General features: G+C 60.1%; 14 protein-coding genes. 8 read left to right on the forward strand and 6 right to left on the reverse strand.

Annotated elements, in window-relative coordinates; genetic code table 11:
- Positions 1-37 precede the first annotated feature (37 nt).
- From cheB to ACYG97_RS06535, 6 genes are read right to left on the reverse strand one after another with little or no spacing between them, the layout of a single operon-like run.
- Positions 38-1057 (reverse strand): chemotaxis response regulator protein-glutamate methylesterase, encoded by a 1020-nt coding sequence (gene cheB, locus ACYG97_RS06510; protein ID WP_023693323.1) that lies wholly within the window; start codon positions 1055-1057, stop codon positions 38-40.
- A 22-nt stretch (positions 1058-1079) separates the two neighbouring features.
- Positions 1080-3353 (reverse strand): hybrid sensor histidine kinase/response regulator, encoded by a 2274-nt coding sequence (locus tag ACYG97_RS06515; RefSeq protein WP_460221564.1) that lies wholly within the window; start codon positions 3351-3353, stop codon positions 1080-1082.
- Complete coding sequence (locus tag ACYG97_RS06520; RefSeq protein WP_245260842.1) at positions 3350-4024, reverse strand: chemotaxis protein CheW; 675 nt, start codon at positions 4022-4024, stop codon at positions 3350-3352. Before ACYG97_RS06520 ends, ACYG97_RS06515 begins: the two co-directional genes overlap by 4 nt.
- Positions 4025-4053: 29 nt before the next feature.
- On the reverse strand, positions 4054-5295 hold the full coding sequence (locus ACYG97_RS06525; protein ID WP_023734098.1) for a CheR family methyltransferase: 1242 nt from the start codon (positions 5293-5295) through the stop codon (positions 4054-4056).
- The gene (locus ACYG97_RS06530; protein WP_023700505.1) at positions 5292-5759 is read right to left on the reverse strand and encodes a chemotaxis protein CheW; all 468 of its coding nucleotides are present in this window, start codon (positions 5757-5759) and stop codon (positions 5292-5294) included. The genes ACYG97_RS06525 and ACYG97_RS06530 overlap by 4 nt, the downstream gene beginning before the upstream one ends.
- A gap of 23 nt (positions 5760-5782) precedes the next feature.
- Positions 5783-7420 carry a methyl-accepting chemotaxis protein gene (locus ACYG97_RS06535; protein ID WP_023689447.1) on the reverse strand — a complete coding sequence of 546 codons (1638 nt, stop codon included), beginning with the start codon at positions 7418-7420 and terminating at the stop codon, positions 5783-5785.
- 1126 nt (positions 7421-8546) lie between these two features.
- On the opposite strand from ACYG97_RS06535, the gene nanR reads away from it, so the two are divergent.
- The 8 genes from nanR to ACYG97_RS06575 all read left to right on the forward strand — a co-directional run bounded on the left by nanR (position 8547) and on the right by ACYG97_RS06575 (position 16207).
- The gene (nanR, locus tag ACYG97_RS06540; RefSeq protein WP_023734096.1) at positions 8547-9254 is read left to right on the forward strand and encodes a transcriptional regulator NanR; all 708 of its coding nucleotides are present in this window, start codon (positions 8547-8549) and stop codon (positions 9252-9254) included.
- A complete protein-coding gene (locus ACYG97_RS06545) occupies positions 9254-9559 on the forward strand; it encodes a putative quinol monooxygenase (RefSeq protein ID WP_023734095.1) in 306 nt (101 codons plus the stop codon). Before nanR ends, ACYG97_RS06545 begins: the two co-directional genes overlap by 1 nt.
- A gap of 47 nt (positions 9560-9606) precedes the next feature.
- Positions 9607-10383, forward strand: a complete 777-nt coding sequence (locus ACYG97_RS06550) for an HpcH/HpaI aldolase family protein (protein ID WP_084023759.1) — start codon at positions 9607-9609, stop codon at positions 10381-10383.
- A gap of 14 nt (positions 10384-10397) precedes the next feature.
- Positions 10398-11450, forward strand: a complete 1053-nt coding sequence (locus ACYG97_RS06555; protein WP_023734093.1) for an NAD(P)-dependent oxidoreductase — start codon at positions 10398-10400, stop codon at positions 11448-11450.
- Between the two features lie 120 nt (positions 11451-11570).
- Positions 11571-13226: an extracellular solute-binding protein gene (locus tag ACYG97_RS06560; protein ID WP_023734092.1), complete on the forward strand. Its 1656-nt coding sequence runs from the start codon at positions 11571-11573 to the stop codon at positions 13224-13226.
- Between the two features lie 111 nt (positions 13227-13337).
- Positions 13338-14252: a carbohydrate ABC transporter permease gene (locus ACYG97_RS06565; protein ID WP_245260838.1), complete on the forward strand. Its 915-nt coding sequence runs from the start codon at positions 13338-13340 to the stop codon at positions 14250-14252.
- Positions 14252-15100 carry a carbohydrate ABC transporter permease gene (locus ACYG97_RS06570; RefSeq protein ID WP_023827582.1) on the forward strand — a complete coding sequence of 283 codons (849 nt, stop codon included), beginning with the start codon at positions 14252-14254 and terminating at the stop codon, positions 15098-15100. The genes ACYG97_RS06565 and ACYG97_RS06570 overlap by 1 nt, the downstream gene beginning before the upstream one ends.
- Positions 15101-15112: 12 nt before the next feature.
- Positions 15113-16207 carry an ABC transporter ATP-binding protein gene (locus tag ACYG97_RS06575; protein WP_023734091.1) on the forward strand — a complete coding sequence of 365 codons (1095 nt, stop codon included), beginning with the start codon at positions 15113-15115 and terminating at the stop codon, positions 16205-16207.
- Positions 16208-16261 lie beyond the last annotated feature (54 nt).

Consider the following 16261-nt stretch of genomic DNA (forward strand, 5'->3'; position numbering starts at 1 on the left):
GACCAACTCTGGTTCTTGCGTCATCGGAAGGGGCCTTTCACGTGGAGCGCTCGCAGGCTTCGATTATACGTGAGCCGATCGCACCCAAAGGAAGAATATCAACAGCCGCGCCGATGTCGGCGGCGGCCTTCGGCATGCCATAGACGGCACTGGTTGCTCTATCCTGCGCGATTGTGAGATGTCCCTTGTCACGGAGCTGTCTCAGCCCGCGCGCACCATCCCTGCCCATGCCTGTGAGCAGAACACCAATCACCGAGCCAGGCCACCATTGCGCCGCACTTTCGAAGAACACATCTACCGACGGCCGATAAACATTGTCCTTGGGGCTGGGCGTATAGCCAAGTTGCTGAGCTGACTTGAAAACCAGATGATCCGCAGAACTGGCAACGAGAACGGTGCCCGCTTGTGGACTATCCCTTTCCCCCGCCGGACGGATCGGGAGACGCGTATGCTGCCCTAGCCAATCAACAAGGCCTGGAACGAACTGAGCATCGAGATGCTGGACGAGCACAATCGCGCCGCCAAAATCAACGGGAAACGCGCTCAGGACTGCGGCAACGGCAGCCGGCCCGCCCGCAGAGGCGCCGATTGCTATCAGGCGTCGAGTTGACGGCTCAGCCGCACGTGACATCCGCCTTTTTGCCTGGGTAGGCGCATCGCCGATCAACTTGCCTATCGTTCGTATCTTGTTCGTCAAAAGCCGGGCGGATTGCGAGGACGCGTTGCCTTCGATGCCCACTGACGGAATATCGACTGCGTCAAGCGCGCCATGACCCATTGCTTCGTAGACGCCGGCGAGGTTGGCTTCGATGCTGGCGGTCACCAGAAGGATTGAGCACGGGGTTTCCGCCATGATTCTGCGGGTCGCTTCCACGCCGTCCATCTCTGGCATCGCTAGATCCATGAGTATCAGATCCGGTAGATCACGTCTGCAGACCTCGACCGCCTCACGCCCATTAGTCGCGATCCACGCGACCTGATGTTCGCCGGTCGACAGAACCAGTCGACGCAGAAGTTCAACCGCCATCGGCATGTCGTTGACTACGCCGATTCTCATTCGCTGGCTTCCAATCTCGATCTCATTCAGCCGCCTCGCCAATCATGTCCACGACGGCATGGATCAGCGCCTCGTCCTGAAAACTACTCTTGGTCAGATAATAGTCCGCACCTGCGTCGAGCCCGCGCGCGCGATCTTCTTCCCGATCCTTGTATGAAACGATCATAATGGGTGTGTTCTTGAGATCAGCGTCCTTTCTGATCAAACTCACCAGCTCGATGCCATCCATGCGAGGCATGTCGATGTCGGTGACGACGAGATCGAAAGGACCAGACCGGACGGCATTCCACCCGTCCATGCCGTCTACCGCCACTTCGACCTCATAACCGTAATTGCCGAGCATCTTGCGCTGGAGTTCGCGAACCGTCAGTGAATCGTCAATCACGAGCACGCGCTTGCGCCTGCTCGCTTCGGGACCGCCCGCGGCGCGCCGAAGAGCTCGAAATCCGCTGGACGATGCAAGCTTTTCCACCGATCGGATCAGATCGTCGACGTCGAAGATCAGAACAGGCGAACCGTCTTCCATCAGGGCCGCTGCGCTGATGTCCTTGATCTTGGCAAACCGTGGATCGAGAGGTCTGATCACTAACTCGCGTTCCCCGAGAAAACGGTCAACGATCAGGCCGTACGCATCGCCCCGACCCGCATCCACGACGACGACCGATAGTTCGTTCGGTTCCGATCCGGGCTCACCTCGATCGAGCACCTCGCGAGCGGTGACCAGCCCGATCTGTCGATCGTTCAATCGAAAATGCGGCCGGCCCTGCAGGACGTTGATCTCCGTCCGCTGCAGTTTCAAAGTCTTGGAAATGGCAGCGAGTGGAAAAGCATAGGGCTCTCCATCGACATCGACGAGCAGCGTGCGCAGGACCGACAGTGTCAGCGGCAATTGCAGTTGAAATCGGGTTCCGTGGCCAAATTCTGAGGAGACGCTTGCGACTCCCCGGACTTCCTTCGTCATGGCTTGCACTGCATCGAGCCCCACACCGCGACCTGAGACGTCGGTAAGGCCCGCTTTCATGGAAAAGCCTGGCAGAAACAGAAACGCGAGCAATTCGCTTTCGCTGAGTGTTTCAGCACTTTCCCTCGTTGCAAGTTGCCGGGCGACGACGGTCTCGCGCAGCTTCGAGAGCTCTATCCCCCTGCCGTCGTCCACCACGGCTATCTGCAGCAGCCCGGCATTGTGCCTCGCTTCGAGCCTGATGAGCCCCTCTTCGGGTTTGCCCATCGCGAGGCGCTCCTCAGGCGGTTCAAGCCCATGGTCTACAGCGTTGCGCAGAAGGTGCCCCAAAGGGGCATCGAGCTGCTCGAGGATATCGCGGTCGATGCCGGTCGAGCCGCCTACGATCTCCAGTCGCACCCGCTTGCCAAGGGTACGACCGAGGTCGCGGATCATTCTCGCATAGTGTCGCACGCCGTCCTCAAAAGGCCGCATCCGGCTCGCCAACGTTTCGTCGTACAATCTGTTGGCAAGATCGGTCGCTTTCCGATCCACTGAATCCAACTCATCGAAACGCTCCGCCAGGAACGCTTGGCTCAACCGAAGCTTTCGCTGCGCTTCAGCCAGCGCCTCCACCACCGCCGCATCGTTTGAAACCGGCGGCAGCACTGCATGAAGATTGTCGAACGCACTTGCGAGGTCCGATTGATGTCGCTTCAGCCGTAGCAGCCCGTCAGCGAATGGCCTGAGCCGCCGAGCTTCCATCAGCGACTCGCCAGCCAGCCCGAGCAATCGGTTCAGGCTGTCTGCCGTCACCCGAACCATTCTATCAGAGCCGATGCTGCCGTGGGCTTGCGGTACCGCCCCAACGAGGAGGTTCGCTGAAGAGGTCGTCGCCAGTTGCTCCTGGGCATGATCTGGAGTTGCGAAATCAGCTGCAAAATCTTGGGGCCCGGGCTTTGCCTGGGGGAGGGACAACCCCTCGAACTTCGCGAGAAAGGTTTCGACTTCTGAGTTGGCGCTCTCGCTCGATGATCCCGATGCGATCAATTTCAAAAGGTCAGAACCTTGCAGAAGCGCATCTATATGCTCCCGTCGCACCCTCAGATGCCCGCGTTGCGCTGCGACCAGGCAGTCTTCCATCGCATTTGCAACTTTGACTGCGGGCATCAGGTCGATGATGCGGGCAGCTCCTTTCAGAGAATGCGCGGCACGCATGCATGCTTCCAGGGCGTCGGCGGCGATAGGATCGCGTTCGAGTGCCAGAAGTCCAGAGGTTAGAGCCCGTGACTGCGTCTCCAGTTCGGCCTGGAAGAGGCTGAGCATCGAAACCTGGCTGAAGTCTTCATCTGTCATGCGATGCTCCGATCCAGCATCGTGAGCAGTTGTCGTGGATCGAGACAGCCAACGGCTCGTCCTTGCCATGGCAGCACGGCAACCGTAGCGGCCGACAGTGCCTTGCCAATCATGGCCGGAACAGCGAGAGTGTCGCGTTCCTGGTACCGATGTAAGCCGTGGATCTCATCAACCATAAAAGCAACCCGCTTGTCGCGCTCGCCTACCACGACAAGGCGGCGAAATACCTTGGTTCGTGTGCCTTGTTCCCCTTCCTTGCGCTCGTCTATCCCGAGCAATTCGGCCAGGGACAGGCAAATGAGCAATTCACCACGGACATTCGCAATGCCGAGCAGTGCACTGTTCCTGCGATGTGGAAGTGAATGAACGCGACGAGATTCAGCCACTTCATGAAAAATACCGACCGGAAGGGCCAGCCATTCCTCCCCCAAACGGAAGAGAACGGCCGTCTGCAGCGCGTCGTTGTCTGCCGAATCGATCCCTGCACGACCAGCGTTGTCAGGCCATTCGTCGCGAGATGCCGAGGGAGCTGCACGGTCGAGGAGGCGTCGTGCGATCTTCTTGTAGGTCGGGCAATTGCGGCAGTGGAGATGCTGCTCTAGTAGCGGACATGACTTGTCACCCCGTACGCCTATTTGCCGCCAGCAGTCGTTGATTTCGATCTGCTCCACCGGCTGAGCGATCCTTGTCGAAGCCGCTATCAACTGCCGCTCCTTTTCTGGACCCGACCCAGCCGGCCGGCCAGCGCCTCGGCGCCGTTATGGTCGCCTTGCTTGCTAAGCAGCAAGGCCAGATGGACAAGAGCTTCTCGATGATTTGGCGCGAGATAGAGCGCCTTGCGATAACTTTGCGCGGCTTCGGGTGCAGAACCATCCGCATCCTGGACGAGGCCCAGCAGGTAGAAGATTTCTGCGGAAGGACCGAACTCCCTGAGATGCGCCAGGGCGACCTCCTGTGCCTCCTTTACGCGTCCTGCATTGGCGATCCGTTCAACCGCGATGAGGCTTTCCGAGGCGCGTGCAAGCGGCTTGGCCGGAGCCTGCCCGCGGCCTTCATTGCCAATTGTCGGTCGGAACGGACGAAGAGGCTCGCTCTTGTTGACCTTAGGGCTTGGCGTCCGCACCGGGACGGCGGCCGAAACCTTCGGCGCCGTGGTCTTGACGGGCTCCGATTTCAGAAAGGCGAAGGCCAATGGCCATTCAGCGGAAAGAAAGCCATGCACCCTTGGAAGAGCTGCTTCCGCCGGACCGACCAGAAGAAGTCCGTCTTTGGCCAGCAGGTCCTTCAGGCAGATCAATGCGCGATCCTGCAGCTCTCGATTGAAATAGATCAGCAAATTGCGGCAAAGCAGGATGTCATAGACCTCTTGCCCGAAAGGCGCGTGAGAACCGAACAGGTTTCCTACCATGAACCGAACCTGTTTCAGCACCCCAGCAACAGGCCGCAACCCGCCCTCGGCCGCTTCGAAATAGCGATCCTTGAATTCTAAATGGCTGCCGCGAAACGAATTGCGGCCATAGATGGCGTGTTCAGCCGTCGCGATATTGCGGCTGCTGACGTCCACGCCATCGATCTTGAACTCATGCGCCTCAAAGCCGGCATCGAACATGGCCATGGCGACCGAGTAAGCCTCTTCGCCGGTTGAACATGGCAGGCTCAGGATTCTTATCGGCTGAGCAGGCTTGTGCGCGCGCGCATGCCGCGCCAGCATCGTGAACGCTTCTCGGTCGCGAAAGAACCAGGTCTCTGGGATCACCACCGCATTGATCAGCTCCTGCAGCTCCTGCGAGGAACCGGCCAAGTGTTGCCTATAGGCCTGAGGGTTGGTTATCCGGCATGCTTCCATCCGTTCTCTGACCGCCTGACGAACCACTGTCGGACCAACGCTGGCACTGTCCAGTCCAATGGTTTCCGTCAGGAGCTTTTCTATTGCTCCGGTCATTGATCACCTATTGCCGCCTGGCGGAGCAAAGCGGTACGAATCTCTTCCGAAAGCAGCGCTTCCACTTTGACCCACTGAATGATCTCCAAACCATCGGAAGCCACCGGCCCAAGATAGGGCGGGGTTCCTGGTTCCAGTCCGAACGGCGCGAAATCGGCCGGGTCTCGCTCGATCGTATCCGTCACCCGTTCCGCGATCAGCCCCAGCAGGCGTCGCTCGCCATCATCCGCCGGATAGCGCGTCACAACGATCCGGGTGCTCAACAGGCGCTCCGATGGTCGGCCAAGCGCAAGAAGGGTGACATCGATCAGGGGGATGGGTATTCCGTTATAGCTGACCAAACCCACCACACCAGTTGGCGCACCCGGAAGAACTTTCACGTCGATATAGGGCAGCACCTCTTCAATTTTGTGGACATCGATCAAGTAGCGATCCGGACCCATGCTGAAGGCGAGGAATAGCATTGTCACCTCCTACTGCCGGCTCGCTATGCTCGTAGCTTGAACCTCGATATGCTACTTCGCATGCCGCCTGAGACTTGATTGAGCTCGTCGATCGCGAGCGTCGATTGCTGAAGGGACTCGACTGTTTGCTGAGCTGCCTCGCTTAGCTGGGTTAGCGTGTCGCTGATCTGCCCCGCGCCGGTCGCCTGTGCTTGCATGCCTTCATTGGCGACTTCGAAACGTGGCACCAGCCCCTGAACCTGCTGAATGATCTCGAAGAGTTGCCCGCCGACCTGCTGGATGTCCTGCATACCCCGACGGACCTGCTCGGAAAACTTGTCCATGCCCATCACCCCGGCCGCGACTGCCGACTGGATGTCCTTGACCATTTGCTCGATATCGTAGGTGGAGACAGCTGTCTGGTCCGCGAGCCTTCGGATTTCCGTCGCCACCACTGCAAAACCCCGGCCATATTGGCCTGCCTTCTCCGCCTCGATGGAAGCGTTGAGCGACAACAGGTTCGTCTGATCGGCCACTTTGGTGATGGTCGTCACCACCTGATTGATGCTGCCGGCTTTCTCGCTCAGGATCGCCAGTTTGGAATTGATCGCGCCAGCCGCTTCCATGACCTGCTGCATGGTTTCTTCCATACGGGTCAGCCCCGCTTGCCCCCCGCCAGCCACGGCAGCGGTTTGTTCGGCAACTGTGGAGACCTCGTTCATCGTGCGGACCAGTTCGTTTGATGTGGCGGAGATTTCCTTGGCTGTCGCTCGGATTTCTGTTGTGGTCGCTGCGATTTCAGTCGCAGTTGCCTGCTGTTGCTTGGAGGTGGCGGCGATCTCAGTTATCGACGTGCCGACCTGTATGCTGGACCTTTGAACCTGACCAATGAGGGTTGTGAGATCGTCCGCCATTGCGTTGAAGCCGTCGGCAAGCACGCTGAATTCGTCTCGGCGCCTCAGATCGAGCCGTTCGCTGAAGTCGCCTTGCCGCATCAATTGAACCGCGTCGACCAAACGGGTGAGCGGACCTGTAATGGCGCGAAACAGCTGGTAACCCAAAAGAAGGGCTAGCCCGAGGGCTATCAACAAGCCAACGCTCAAACCGACTTCGGCCGTTCTGACGATCGAGCTGATCCGCTGCGTCGCGCTGTTTGCCTCGCCTCTGTGATCCTCAACCATGGCCTGCAGAGCGGACTGCAATTTTACAAAGATCGGCTCTACTTCGTTCTTGATAGCTGGGCTTTCATTGGGAGTTTCACCTTTTGACAAGGCAGCCCGGCTTGTTTCCAGCACAGCAGTTTCAGCCAGACGGAATTGGTTGGCGAGTTGTTTGACGGCTGCATAATTCTGCTTGTCGATATCGGAGACGATCGTTGCCTCATAGTCGTCCATCGACCGCTGCACCTGGTTGCGATTGGTCGTGATCGCGTTTTCAACCGTGCTTCTGTCTGACGGGTTGTCCTGAAGGGCATATTCCTGAAGCAGACTATGGGCCGCCATCTGGCCCGTCATGATCTCGGTACTGTGATAAAGGTCCGGAAGGATGCCCTTCTCGACCTCAGTCGCCTCCTCCCCCGCCTGAAGAAACCAGGCGTACGCGATGAGGGCTATCACGGACATGACCACCAGAACGGCTGCGAAACTGACGAGGATGCGGTGGCGTATTGTCAGACTCTTCATGGAACCGGTTCACCAATGGGGGGCATCGTGGGCTGCGTGACAAGCGCTCGTTCCGACATATTCGAAAAGGTGCGTCGAAAAGCGGTAGTCTGATGCTGAATGGTTTCTTTTCCGTTCCATAACTAATGATGGCGAGAACTAATGATGGCGAGGCGGCCGCCAATCGGCGCCGCCAGAAGCGGTGGTCAAAGGACGACTGCCGTCCACGCACATCAGCCCGAGATCGGCTGGATGGCACGCCGCGTCAGGAGGAGCGTGGATGAGCTGCTTGAGGCCACGAACTGAATGACTGCTTAGGCCAGGTCGAGGCAAGAAAGCCGACGTCCTGCTTGCTGCCCCTAAGCTGCCAGGCGGGAACGCGCCTCATATCAGCCGTCCAGCATGATCGTCGCTACTGAAAGCGGAATCGCCGAAACCAGATGTCGCAAACTGGCCAGCGCGTAGATTGGCGTCGAGTGCGGGTTCGGCATTTGCAGGTGACGATAACTAAATGGCAAGCGCCCCCGTCTGAGGCCCTCAGGACTAAAAGATCTTGAGAAAACCAGTTTCAAATACGCATCCTCAAGCGGCGGCCGCCCACCGCACGAGGATGGGCACAACGTGACGAGCGCTCTGGAGCCTAGAGAGAACTGACCCGAAACCACCTTCCTTTGCGGCATTGCGGCGGCGCAAAAAGATTACGAGATGGAGCAGGCGTATTGCCAAATGGGTCCACCAGCGAGAGTTCGCGTTTTCCGCCTCGGCTGTGAACCCCACTTCCATTCGCGGGTCTTGCTCAGGTCGAGGTCTACTTTGCCATCGAGGGCTCATGTTGCAGCTCATAAGCAGGCGGTTGGGTAGGTCTCGGCCAGCACACGGCCCGGTGGCACTCACTGCGGTCCACACCGCAGTTGAAACTGACCACCCGACCCAGGGTTCGAAGACGGTCCCCGATCGGAACACCGAGCAGAGTGTGCTCGCGCTCCTCAAGTCACCGATATCCTTGGTGAAGACGTTGAAGGCGTGTGCAAAGGACGCCTCGACATCGGCGGAGTGATTAAACGGCTCGGCTACCGGATGCTTAGACATCGTTGACAAGGGTGCTACGGGATCATAACGTACCTGATTGGTATAACAGGTATGCCACATGATCGGAGTTCTGATCAAGCAGCGGAAGCTTTCGGACGAGGTGGCAGCGCACCTCGAACGGATGATCCGAGAGGGAGAGTTGGCCGAAGCCGACCGTCTCCCATCTGAACGGGAACTCATGCGGCAGTTCGGGGTAGGGCGGCCTTCCATCCGTGAGGCGCTGCTGCATCTGAGCAAAATGGGCCTTGTCGAGGTAAAATCGGGGGAGCGTGCCCGCGTCACTCGACCCACTCCTCAATTCGTGATTGACGCCCTTTCAGGGCCGGCTCGGCACATGATTTCGGCGCCGGGAGGGGTTCACGACTTCCAGAGCGCGCGCTTGTTTTTCGAGGTCGGTCTTGCCCGCAACGCCGCCGTGCATGCTACCCCGGAAGACATTGAGAGCCTCAAGGAGGCGCTCGAACTCAACCGTCAATCAATCGGCGACCTGGCGCGCTTCGAGCGCACGGACGTAGACTTCCATTACGTGCTGGCGGTAATCACCCGCAATCGGATCTTTACAGCTATTCACGCGGCGTTGGCTGAATGGTTGCTCGAACAGCGTCGCACCACATTGGCCAAGGGTGAAGACCGCAAGGCTTACCAGGCTCATCGCGAAATCTTCGAGGCCGTCGCCGCGCGCGATCCAGACGCGTCAGAGGCGGCCATGCGCAGCCATCTCGAATATGTGGCCAAGCGGTATCTGCAACTTGCGAGGCCCAAGTGATGACCGGATTTGTCGTCTGGGTCGATTTCCGCCTGAGGCCTGGTGCCCGGGACAAATTCCGAGAACTTGTCGACGCCAATGCGACCGCCTCGATGCGCACCGAGGCCGGCTGTCGCCGCTTTGACGTGACGGAGGCGCGCGGCGAACCGGATCGGGTCCTGCTCTATGAGATTTACGATAGCGAGGCCGCATTCGAGGACCACTGCCGCACCGCTCATTTCGACGAATTCAATACGCAGAGCGCGCCGCTCGTCGTGACCAAGTTGGTGACGACCTGCGACCTCGTTCTTGAAGCCACGCATTGAAGCGAACATAGGCGGATTGGCCCATTGGGGCGAACGGGAGGAAGTGCATGTCGGAGCCAAGTCTCAGGGCGTTAGCTTCTCACAAGCGGGTCAAGCTCGGTACGCTCGTCGCCGAGTTCGCCACGCCGGGAATCGGTCACATCCTGAAGTCCGCAGGCTGCGATTTCGTCTTTTTCGACATGGAGCATTCGGGATTTAGCTTGGAAACGCTGAAGAGTGCGATCCGTTATTTCGAGGCGGCCGATCTGCCGGTCATGGTGCGTGTGCCGTCGCAGGACTACCATTTCCTCGCCCGCGCCATGGACATGGGCGCCGAAGGCCTGATCGCGCCGATGGTGAGCAGCGTCGAACAGGCGCAGCACATCATCAACTCCATGAAATACCACCCTGCCGGCGCCCGCGGCGTGGCGCTGCAGATCGCTCATGACCGTTACCGTCCGGGCTCGGTCGCTGACAAATTCGAGGCCGCCAACAAGCGCTCGACGTTCATCTGCCTGATCGAGACCGCCGACGGCGTCAAGAACATTGACGGCATCGCGGGACTGGACGGGGTCGATTGTCTGTGGGTCGGACATTTCGATCTGTCCGTCTCGCTCGGCATTCCTGGCGACTTCGCCCACCCCACTTTCACTGCTGCAATGGCCAAAATCGTTGCCGCCGCCAAGAAGCACAACAAATCGCTTGGACGCTTGGTGCCCAACGTCGCCCAGGGACACGAGTTCTATGCACAGGGCTTCGATTTCATTTGTTATTCAGGCGACGTTTGGGTCCTGCACGACGCGATCGCCGACGCGGTTTCCAAGATCCGGGCCGGGTGCCAATAGGAACGGAGGAGACGATGGACAGCGTGAAATTCAGGGTGGCGCTTTCCGGTGATTTCCGCAGGCCGGACGGCTCGCCGACCTACCCAGATTTCGATCTGGAGCCGCTGCGCAATGCGACAGGTGTCGAGATGGTGTTCCTGGAGTCAAACAGTCCGCTTCGCGGCGACCAACTTGAGAATTTCGATGCGCTGATCCTCCTCGCCCATCGTTTCGATGCCACGAGTGTCCCCAGGAGCGGCCGCCTGGCCGTCGTTGCCCGCTTCGGGGTCGGCTACGACACTGTCGACGTTGAGGCATGCACCGCAGCCGGTATTGCCTTGGTCATCACGCCCGATGGCGTGCGACGGCCCGTCGCCGTATCCGTCATCACCTTCATGCTGGCGCTGACCGGCAAGCTGCTGACAAAGGACGCGCTCACCCGCAAAGGGTCTGTTGGTTTTGAGAAGCGCTCCGAACATATGGGGGTCGGCCTCGTCGGGCGTACGCTTGGGTCGCTGGGCATCGGCAACATCGGTGCCGAGGTCTTCCGCTTGGCGAAGCCCTTTGACATGCAATTCATTGCCCATGACCCGTTTGCCGACAAGGGGGTCGCTGCCGACCTGGGCGTCGAGCTGGTCGGGCTGGAGGATCTGTTTCGCCGCGCCGACGTGCTGTCGGTGAGTTGCCCCCTGTCGCCCCAGACCCACCACATCGTCAATGCTGAGCGGATCGCCCTGATGAAGCCGACAGCTTACCTGATCAACACCGCGCGCGGCCCGATCGTCGACCAGAAAGCGCTGACGCAAGCGCTGCAGGAGCGCCGCATCGCCGGCGCCGGTCTCGACGTGCTGGAACAAGAGCCTCCCGAGGCAGACGATGCGATCCTCAAATTCGACAATGTCATCCTGGCGCCGCACGCGCTTTGCTGGACCGACCAGTGCTTTGCCGGCAACGGTGCCGCGGACGTCAAAGCGGTAATGGAGGTGCAGCGTGGTCGCGAGCCGCGCGGCGTGGTCAATCGCGAGGTGCTTTCGAGCGAGCTGTGGAAGACCAGGCTGTCTGGGCTCGCCGCCCGCTTTGGAACCTAGGAGGACACTGATTTTCGGCGCGCCGCCGCGGCCTCTTTGCGGCGACCTTACGGGAGGAAATGCTTGACCGCTGCGCCGGCGGACGAGTGAAGCAAAAGGAAAATGGGAGGACCAAGCACTATGAACGATCGTGAAAAACGTGACTTTCAGGCAGGCCTCGAAGCAGAGGTCGACGCCTTCATGCGCGGCGAAACCACCCGCCGAACTTTCATCACCCGCTTCGGTCAGATGACCGGTATGTTGGCCGTGTCCGGCCCGCTGCTGGGGACAATGACCGATTGGGCGCTGGCGCAGCAAACATTGGAATTGGCGGACGCCACGTCGCCGCTCGGCCAGGCGCAGGCCGCAGCCCTGAAAGCATCGAAGGAAGGGCCTGCGGACGGTTCCGCCTTTCGCGCGGCGGAGGCGGCCAAGGCGCATTCGGGCGTCACCCTCAACATGACCTACGAGGCTGGCCTGCAGGCACTCGACCCGCGCAATTTCAGTGGGCCGATGTGGGAGCAGCTTACCGGGATGAAGTCGAATGTCGTCGAGCTGTCGAACCCGGACCAGTACTCCAAGGCGGTCGCCGAGCACATCGCCGGCTCAGGTGCCTATGACGTCCTCGACATCTCGCCGGCCTGGACGCCGTCGCTTGCCGATGGCGGCGTCATCGCCCCTCTAGACGACTACATCGCCAAATACATGAACCCGGCAGACCTCGAGGACTATCATCCCCTGTACAAGGCGCTGCCGACCTACAAGGGCAAGATCTGGGGGTTCTTCGACGACGGCGACATGTTCGCTCTCTACTACCGCAAGGACATTTTCGAGGATCCTAAAATGGTGGAGGCTTACCAGGCGAAGTTCAACGCCAAGCTTGGACCGCCCAAGACATGGGAAGAATATGCCCAGATCGCCCAGTTCATCACCGACCAGATGGCGCCAAAGGTCTATGGCGCGGGACATTTCCGCAAGGCGGGCAGCCCCGGCAATCAGTTCGACTTTCTGCAGCAGTACCGGGCCAACGGCGGAAAACTCTTCGGCGACGACATGAAGGCAGGTTTGGTTTCGGATGCCGGCATCAAGACGCTGACAAACATGCTCGCCGCAAACAAGGCCTCGATCCCCGGCAACAACGAGCTCGACGCCGTCTCCTTGTGGGCGGCTTTCCTGACCGGCAAAGTCGCGATGATCTATTCCTGGCCTCCTAGCGGCCGTATGGCGGCGAACTATTCGCAGTCGGCCACGGCAATCAACTTCATTCCGCAGTCCCAGATCGCCGGCAAGGTCGGCTATGCCGTGGTTCCGGGAAATCCGGAACATGCCACCGGCTACAACAAGGCACTGTCGGCCGACTCGCCCAACCCTGAGGCGGCGTATCTGTTCATGCAGTGGGTATGCTCGCCACCCGTCTCGCTGGCACGTTGCATGCTGCCCTACGCGTTACGCGACCCGTACCGCATCTCGCACTTCAAGTCCGAGCTCTACGGCGCGCTCTTCCCGAGTGCCAAGGAGTACCTTGCCAACCTCAACAACTCGGCAAACGTCGGTCTGCTCGACCCGATCATGCCAGGCGCGCAGGACTACTTCTTGAGCATCGATCGCATGTGCACGGCGGTGTGGGCTGGTGCGGATCCGAAGGCGTCGCTTGAAACGGCGGCCGCCGAGTGGAACGAGACGACCGACCGACTGGGTGTGGATTCGCAGAAGGGCTTCTACACCGAGTTCTTGAAACTGCCTGGCGCCACCGCCGACAACACGGTGGAAAAACTTGGCATGGCGGTCACCCTCTGAAGGGAGGCGGACTCTCTGGAGCAATTGGTGTTGCGGGCGCTTGGCTCGCAACACCTCCCCGCTAAGCGGCGATAGGATACGCCTATGCAGCCCACCGCCACGATCCGTCATTTGAAGGCCGCCGGCGCACCGCCCCGGCTGTCTGCCTTTGCCCAATGGGCAGACCGTCATTTCAAGTGGCTGCTGGTCGCCCCCGCTGTGCTGCTGATATTGGCACTGTCGATCTATCCGCTTCTGTTCTCGCTGGTGGTATCCTTCATCAACTACGACTTCCAGGTGCCGGGCCACGCCTTTGTCGGATTGAAAAACTTCGAGCGGGTCGTGTTCGATCCCGTAGCACGTTGGTCGCTGTTGCTGACAGCATCGCTGTCGGGCATCAGCGTCGCTATAGAATTCGTTCTCGGCCTCCTGGTGGCGCTGACAATGGTGCGCAGCTTTCCGGGCCGCGGTGTGATCATGTCGATCCTGATCGTGCCGCTGTTCATCAGCCCGGTCATCGTCGGCCAAGCCTGGACGCTGCTCTTACAGCGGCCTTTTGGACCGACCAACTATGTCCTGACGCAACTATTGGGGCAGGAGGTTACGATCGGCTGGATGACGGAGCGCCCGTGGCTCTACGTCTCGCTGATCATCGCCGATGTCTGGCAGTGGACGCCGTTCATGTTCGTCATCCTGCTCGCCGGGCTGACCGCAATCCCACCCAATCTCTATGAGGCGGCAGAACTCGACGGCGTCAACGCCTGGCAGGTTTTTTGGGCGATCACGCTCCCGCATCTCGGGTCGATGATGCTGCTGGCGCTGACCTTCCGTCTGCTCGACGCAATCCGTATGTTCGATACCATTTTCATCATGACAGGGGGTGGCCCAGGAACACAAACCTACACGGCCTCCTATTATCTTTATACCATAGGCTTCACGCAGTTTCATCTGTCGCAGGCAACAGCAGGAAGTTGGCTGTTCCTGATCTTTACGGCGCTCATCGTGACGTTGCTGGTGCGTCGGCTCTTGAAGGTGGAACCGGTCTGATGGCCGCCGTCGCGCCCGCCCGCCGCAGGAAACGCCGGTCGTTGCCGATCGGCCGAATTCTGCTGCTGGGGTTCTTCCTGGTGTTCGTGCTGTGGCCGCTCTACTGGATGTTCAACACCTCCATCAAGCCGAGCGACGACTACCTCACCGTACCGCCTGTCTGGTTCCCCGCCGCTCCGACGCTTGTCCACTACAAAGCTGCGCTGTTCGCCTATCGTGGTCTCGACGGGCTCATCAACAGCCTGATTATTTCGCTTTCGGCCACGGTGCTTTCGGCGCTGCTCGGCACGCTGATGGCCTATAGCCTGGCGCGCTACGACACCGGCGGCAAGCATCTGTCTTTCTGGGTGCTGTCGCAGCGCTTTTTGCCGCCGATCGGGATCGTGCTGCCGGTGTTCCTGATCTATCGCCAGGTCGGGCTCTACGACACTCATGTCGGCCTGATCATCGCCTATACGGTCTTCACGCTGCCGGTCTCGGTGTGGATGATGTTCGCCTATTTCCGCGGCATGCCGAAGTCGATGGAGGAGGCGGCCCTCGTCGATGGCTGCACGAGATGGGAGGCGTTCTGGCGCGTTGCCGTGCCGCTCGCAGCACCGGGCATCGTCGCGGCGGCTGTCTTCGCCTTCATTGCATGCTGGACGGAGTTCTTCTTCGCTCTGATCTTGACCAGCCGAACTGCCTTTACACTGCCAACGGTCTTCCGCGCCTTCATCGGCTTCCAGGGCGCGCAATATGGCGAAGCCGCGGCCCTTGCCATCGTCTCCCTTGTGCCATCGATCGCCCTTGGGGTCCTTGCTCAACGTCATCTGGTGCGCGGGCTGACGCTCGGCGCCGTTCGCGGTTAGGAAAGCTCCCGCATGGCCGAAGTCAAAATTACCGGCTTGCACAAGCGCTACGGCGCGTTCCATGCCGTGCGCGGCATCGACCTGGACATTCGCGACGGCCAGTTCACCGTTCTGGTTGGACCGTCCGGCTGCGGCAAGTCCACGCTGCTCCGGACCATCGCCGGCCTGGAGGAGATATCGGAAGGCACGATCGAGATCGGCGGCGAGGTGGTCAATGATTTCCGGCCGCGCGATCGCGACGTGGCAATGGTGTTTCAAGATTATGCGCTCTATCCGCATATGAGCGTGGCCAAGAACATCGGCTTCGGCCTCAAGGCTCGCAAGATGCCGAAGCCAGAGGTCGAGGTGCGCGTGGCCGAGGCGGCACGCATGCTTGGGATCACTCCGTTGCTGGGGCGTTTTCCGCGCCAATTGTCCGGCGGCCAGCGCCAGCGCGTCGCCATCGGCCGCGCCATAGTCCGCAACCCCCGCATCTTTTTGTTCGACGAGCCGCTGTCCAACCTCGACGCACAGCTTCGCGACGAAATGCGCGGCGAAATCAAACGCCTTCACCAGGACATTGCGACAACGATGATCTACGTCACCCATGACCAGATCGAAGCGATGACGTTGGCTGACCGCATCGTGCTGATGCGCGACGGGTTGATAGAGCAGCAGGGCGCGCCACTCGAGTTGTTCGAGCACCCGGCCTCAACGTTCGTCGCTGGGTTCCTGGGTTCGCCGCGGATGAGCTTCCTGCCAGGTACCCTTGCCTTGGACGCAGGCGCCGCTGCCATCCGGCTCGCGGATGCACTGCTGCCTTTAGCGCCCGGCAGGGGGCTGAAGGGCGTCGCGGACGGACAGCAGGTGCTGCTCGGGTTGAGGCCAGAACACCTCACTCGTGCGCACACTGCCACGCCGGAGCAGGGCACGTTTCGCTATGAGGCAACGATCGACCTGCTGCAGCCGACCGGCTCGCGCAGTTACGCGACATTCCGACTGGCCGGCGCGCCGGTGATGGCTGAGCTGCAGGCGCACGATGTCAGCCGTCCGGGCGAGAAGCTTGCGATCGACATCAACATGAACCGGGCCTCGATCTTCGACGCCACGACGGAGCGGGCAATTTGACCTCGACAGCTTCCCTGCCAGTCCGCTTGTGTGGCACCGAACAACTCGAGGCAC

This window comes from Mesorhizobium sp. W067, assembly GCF_054719525.1.